This is a genomic window from Streptomyces otsuchiensis, assembly GCF_004305975.1.
Lineage (GTDB): Bacteria > Actinomycetota > Actinomycetes > Streptomycetales > Streptomycetaceae > Streptomyces > Streptomyces otsuchiensis.
In genome coordinates, this window is record NZ_BHZI01000391.1 from 1 (window position 1) to 4,288 (window position 4,288).

Annotated in this window: 5 protein-coding genes; 2 read left to right on the forward strand and 3 right to left on the reverse strand. The window is 76.7% G+C overall.

Translation table 11 applies throughout. The annotated features are described in order from the left end of the window. A partial coding sequence (locus tag E0D90_RS24105; protein WP_227870459.1) for a DUF6297 family protein occupies window positions 1-924 on the reverse strand: 924 nt, incomplete at its 3' end. Then, entirely contained in the window at window positions 915-1,736 is an 822-nt protein-coding gene (locus tag E0D90_RS24110) for an ATP-binding cassette domain-containing protein (protein ID WP_130800071.1), read from the reverse strand. The genes E0D90_RS24110 and E0D90_RS24105, both read right to left, overlap by 10 nt. Before the next feature lie 272 nt (window positions 1,737-2,008). On the opposite strand from E0D90_RS24110, the gene E0D90_RS24120 reads away from it, so the two are divergent. Further along, a complete protein-coding gene (locus E0D90_RS24120) occupies window positions 2,009-2,743 on the forward strand; it encodes a DNA glycosylase AlkZ-like family protein (RefSeq protein WP_130800072.1) in 735 nt (244 codons plus the stop codon). Between the two features lie 127 nt (window positions 2,744-2,870). Beyond that, complete coding sequence (locus tag E0D90_RS24125; RefSeq protein ID WP_130800073.1) at window positions 2,871-3,713, forward strand: alpha/beta fold hydrolase; 843 nt, start codon at window positions 2,871-2,873, stop codon at window positions 3,711-3,713. Window positions 3,714-3,758: 45 nt separating this feature from the next. Here E0D90_RS24125 and E0D90_RS24130 read toward each other — a convergent pair whose 3' ends face one another. Beyond that, window positions 3,759-4,055 carry a hypothetical protein gene (locus E0D90_RS24130; RefSeq protein ID WP_219806340.1) on the reverse strand — a complete coding sequence of 99 codons (297 nt, stop codon included), beginning with the start codon at window positions 4,053-4,055 and terminating at the stop codon, window positions 3,759-3,761. Between the last annotated feature and the right edge of the window lie 233 nt (window positions 4,056-4,288).

A 4,288-nucleotide genomic window follows, 5' to 3' on the forward strand; every position in this document is an offset into this window, starting at 1 on the left:
CCCGCCGCCCGGGTGCGCCGCGCGGATCGCCCGTCCCGCCCCGCGCAGGTCCAGCGAGAAGACCGACGCCGCCACGGACTCCGCCACCCGCGCCCGCCGGCGCAGCGCCTCCCCCGGTATCCGCCCGACCTCCCGCGCACACCACACGCCCGCCACCGCCAGCGCCGCGGTCTGGGCGAGGACCGCCGGTATCCACAGTGGCGCCGACCCGCCGGTCACCGCCACCAACGGCTGCACACCCCAGCCCCACGGCCCGGAGACGAGCATCAGCTGCCCCGCCCAGGCGGGGAGTTCGACGAAGAGCGCGCACACCGCCGGCACGGTCAGCGCGACGACCACGGCCCAGGTCACCCGGAACAGCCGCCGCCCCGCACGGAGCACCACCCGGTCGTGCCGCTCCACGGCGACACCGACCACCACGCACCCCAGGCCCAGCGTCCCTCCCGCCCAGGCGCCGGCGGCGGCCGCCGCCACCGCCCCGGCCGTGGCCTCCGGCAGGGCGCCGAGCACCAGCCCGGCAGCCGCCCCGAGCAGCGCGCCGACCAGCGCGGCGCGCAGCCCGGCCGCCACCAGGCGCGGCAGCAACAGCCGCCGCCGGTCCAGCGGTTGCGGCAGCGCCCAGCAGGCCGTCGCCTGGTCGACGCCCACCGGGCCGCGCCACGCGGCGTCGCGCACGGCCAGCAGCAGGAGCGCCGCGCCGAGCGCGGGAAGCGCGACCGCCGGTGCGGTGGTGAGGCCGGGCAGGTCGACCGCCGCACCCCAGCCGGTGTCGCCGGCCACCATCGGCAACCGGGGAACGACCAGGAACGCGGCGAGAATCGCGAGGGCGTAGCCCGCCGTGGCCGCGTCGCGGCGGCGCGCCCGCCGCCGGGCCCGGCCTGCCTCCCGCAGGTGCCCCAGCGCGGCCCGGGTGGTCACGTCCACCGCGCGCCCCCGGGATCGGCCCGCGCCCCGGGCCCCTGCGGCGGCAGCGGGTCCGGGGGCGGTACCGCTTCCGAACGCGCCACCGCCTCCGAACGCGGCGCCTCCCCCGGTCGCGAAACCGGTCGCGCCACCGCCCCCTGTCGCGAGACAACCGTCCGCCCGGCGTCCAGCACGAGCACCCGGTCGGCGACCCGGTGGGCGAGGTCGCCGTCATGGGACGCCATCAGGACCGCCGCACCGCGTGCCTTGTGCGCCAGCAGCCGGTCTCCCAGCGCGCGGCGGGCGCGCGTGTCGAGCCGCTGCTCCGGTTCGTCCAGCAGCAGCAGTTCGTGCGGCCGGACGAACGCGGCGGCGAGCAGCAGCGCCTGCGTCTGGCCCGAGGAGAGAGAGGAGGGCAGCGCGTCCGCGTGCCCGTCGAGGAGGTGGTCGGCGAGCACGCCCGCCACAGCCGCCTCCGACGCCTCGCCCAGACCGTGCGCGAGCGCCACGAACAGCAGATGCTCGCGGACGGTGAGGTCCGGATAGTGGGCGGCGGCGTCCAGCACGGTGGCGATCCGGGCACGCGTGCCCGGATCGTCCTCGTCGAGCGGTCCGCCGCCGAACCACACGCCGCCCTCGGTCGGCGTCTCCCGGCCCGCCGCCAGCCGCAGCAGTGTGGTCTTGCCGCACCCGTTGTGCCCGAGCACCGCCACGCGCTCCCCGGGGGCGACGGTCAGCGAGACCGAGCGCAGGACGCGCCGGTCCCCGTAGCCGTGCACCAGCCGGTCCAGCACCAGCAGCGCACCGCCGTTCGCGTCGCCACCGGACGTCATGTCCCACCCCCGTGTTCGGCACGTCGCGGTGGCCTGTGACGCACCCGGACGCGCGAGATCGCTGCACCGCACAGCCATCCTCCCCAACGGTCCGCTCCACCCGCACGTTCCCCGCGCGCGGCACCGGTCCCGGGCGCCCCGGGTGCTCCGGGTGCTCCGGGTGCTCCGGGTGCTCCGGGTGCTCCGGGTGCTCCGGGTGCTCCGGGTGCTCCGGGTGCGGGCGGTGTGACGCGGGCGTAGCGTGCCAAACCGGCGGCAGGAGAGGGGCCCGCATGGGTGTCACGGGTGGTCCGGAGGTCAGCCGGGAACAGGTACTGGCCCACCGCGTGGCGGCCCACGGTCTCGACCGGTCGTCCCCGGCACCGGACGTGCTGGCGCTGGGCGTGCGGGACACGCCGTACGGCTCCGCCCGGCAGGCGCTGGCCGCACGCGGCGCCTCGACCGCGGGCCTGGAGCTCGTCTGGTCGCTGCGCGGCGCCCCGCATCTGCACCGGCGGACGGAACTGCCGCGCCTGGCAGCCGCGTTGTGGCCGCTGGACGACGCGGACGCCCGACGGCGGATCGACACCGGGGTGATCCGGGACGGCGCACGGCTGGGCCTCGCGGCGTTCCGGGCGACGGCCGGGGCGTTCCGCTCGGTGGTGACGGCCCCGATGAGCAAGGGCGAGGTCAGCGGCGCGGTGAGCGCGGCGGTCCCTCCCTCGCTGACCTACTGGTGCGAAAGGTGCGGTGCGCGGCACATCTCCGGGCTGCTGTTCCAGCAGGCGGGGCTGGCCGGCGGGGTCGGCGTCTCGGTGGGCGAGCGCCGCACCACCGTGCTGGCGCCCCTGGCGCCGCCGTTCCCGCCGCCGGAGAGCGCGTCGGGCACCAACGGACTCGTCCGTGACTACCTGCGCTTCCTCGGCCCGGCCACCCCGGCCGAGGTGGCCGCCTGGCTCGGGGCGGCGCCGGCGGTGGTGCGCCCCGGGCCGCCCCGCTGCGGCGGTCGGAGCAGCGCGAAGAGCTGAACGAGTGGTGACGCGGGTGAAGACGGGTGCCGCGCCGGGGCAGCGGGCACGGCGCCGGGTAGGGCCAACAGCCACAGCACGGCCCACCACACGACCCCACCGCGGGCCCACCGAGCGAAGGACGACCATGCCCAGCATCAGCGTGAAGAGCGACCGCCCGGACATCGCCGACGTCGAGCTGCACTACGAGGACGCCGGCTCCGGCCGCCCCGTGGTGCTGGTCCACGGCTGGCCCTTGAGCGGACGGTCCTGGCAGCAGCAGGTGGATGTCCTGACCACCGCCGGCCACCGGGTGGTCACCTACGACCGCCGCGGCTTCGGCCAGTCCTCACAGCCCGCGAACGGGTACGACTACGACACCCTGGCCGCCGACCTCGCCGCCCTGCTGGACGCGCTGGACCTGCGCGACGTGACGCTCGTCGGGTTCTCCATGGGCGGCGGCGAGGTGGTCCGCTATCTGTCGCGGTACGGCACCGCCAGGGTGAGCCGCGCGGTGCTCGCGGCGGCCGTCCCGCCCTACCTCCACAAGACCGGGGACAACCCGGAGGGCGGTCTGGACGACGCCACCATCGCGGAGTTCGAGGACGGCGTCCGCTCCGACCGGCCGGCGTTCCTGGACTCCTTCGTCACCCAGTTCTTCCAGGCGGGCGACCGCGACGACCTGGTCAGCCCCGCACAGCACGCGGACGCGCTGGCGATGGCCGTGCCGGCGTCGCCGACCGCCACGCTGGAGTGCATCGGAGCCTTCGCCCGCACGGACTTCCGCGAGGAGGTCGCGGCGATCGACATCCCGACGCTGGTCATCCACGGCGACTCCGACGGGATCGTGCCGTTCGAGGTGAGCGGGCGGCGCAGCCACGAGGCGATCGTCGGCAGTCAGCTGGTGCTGGTCGAGGGCGCACCGCACGGGCTGAACGTCACGCACGCCGACCGGTTCAACGAGGAGCTGCTGCGCTTCCTCGCGCAGTGAAGGCGGGCGGGGCGCGGACGGCCCCCGGCGGGGCCGCGCGGCCGGTCAGCGCACCGGACCCAGCGTCACCGCGAACACCAGCACCACGATCAGCAGCGCGACGATACCGAGGGTGACCCCGGCCAGTGAACGCCCGAGGTTGGTGGCCGCGCCCCGCTCGCTCAGCCGCGCGCCGATCAGCCCGAGAACGATCGCCAGCAGGGCGGCGGGCGCCGCGACCAGCTCGCCGAGGGTCGGCAGGAACGAGAAGACCAGCGCGATGATGCCGAACGACAGCGCCAGCTCTCCGGGCCGGTTGCGGGCCTCCGCCCTGGCGGCCCTGGTGGCTCCCCGGTCTGGCATGGCATCCCCTCGCGGTGGCGTCCGTCGGGCTCCCGATACGCGGTGGCGGGGCGCTCGGGGTGCCGCGGGCAACGGAATCCGAGCATAGAACCCGCCTGCCGCCGCCGCATCCGTCCCCGGCCGCCCGGCCACCGCGGCGGCGGTCGGTGGCGGCGGTCAGTGGTGGCGGTCAGTGGTGACGGACGCCGTACTCGACATCACGGGGGCGCCCGACCCCGGGAGTGCCCCCGTCC

Excerpts from the sequence above, each read along its gene's own strand:
- E0D90_RS24130 (WP_219806340.1), bottom strand. The coding sequence starts at position 4,055 with ATGCCAGACCGGGGAGCCACCAGGGCCGCCAGGGCGGAGGCCCGCAAC.
- E0D90_RS24120 (WP_130800072.1), top strand. The coding sequence starts at position 2,009 with ATGGGTGTCACGGGTGGTCCGGAGGTCAGCCGGGAACAGGTACTGGCC.
- E0D90_RS24110 (WP_130800071.1), bottom strand. The coding sequence starts at position 1,736 with ATGACGTCCGGTGGCGACGCGAACGGCGGTGCGCTGCTGGTGCTGGAC.
- E0D90_RS24125 (WP_130800073.1), top strand. The coding sequence starts at position 2,871 with ATGCCCAGCATCAGCGTGAAGAGCGACCGCCCGGACATCGCCGACGTC.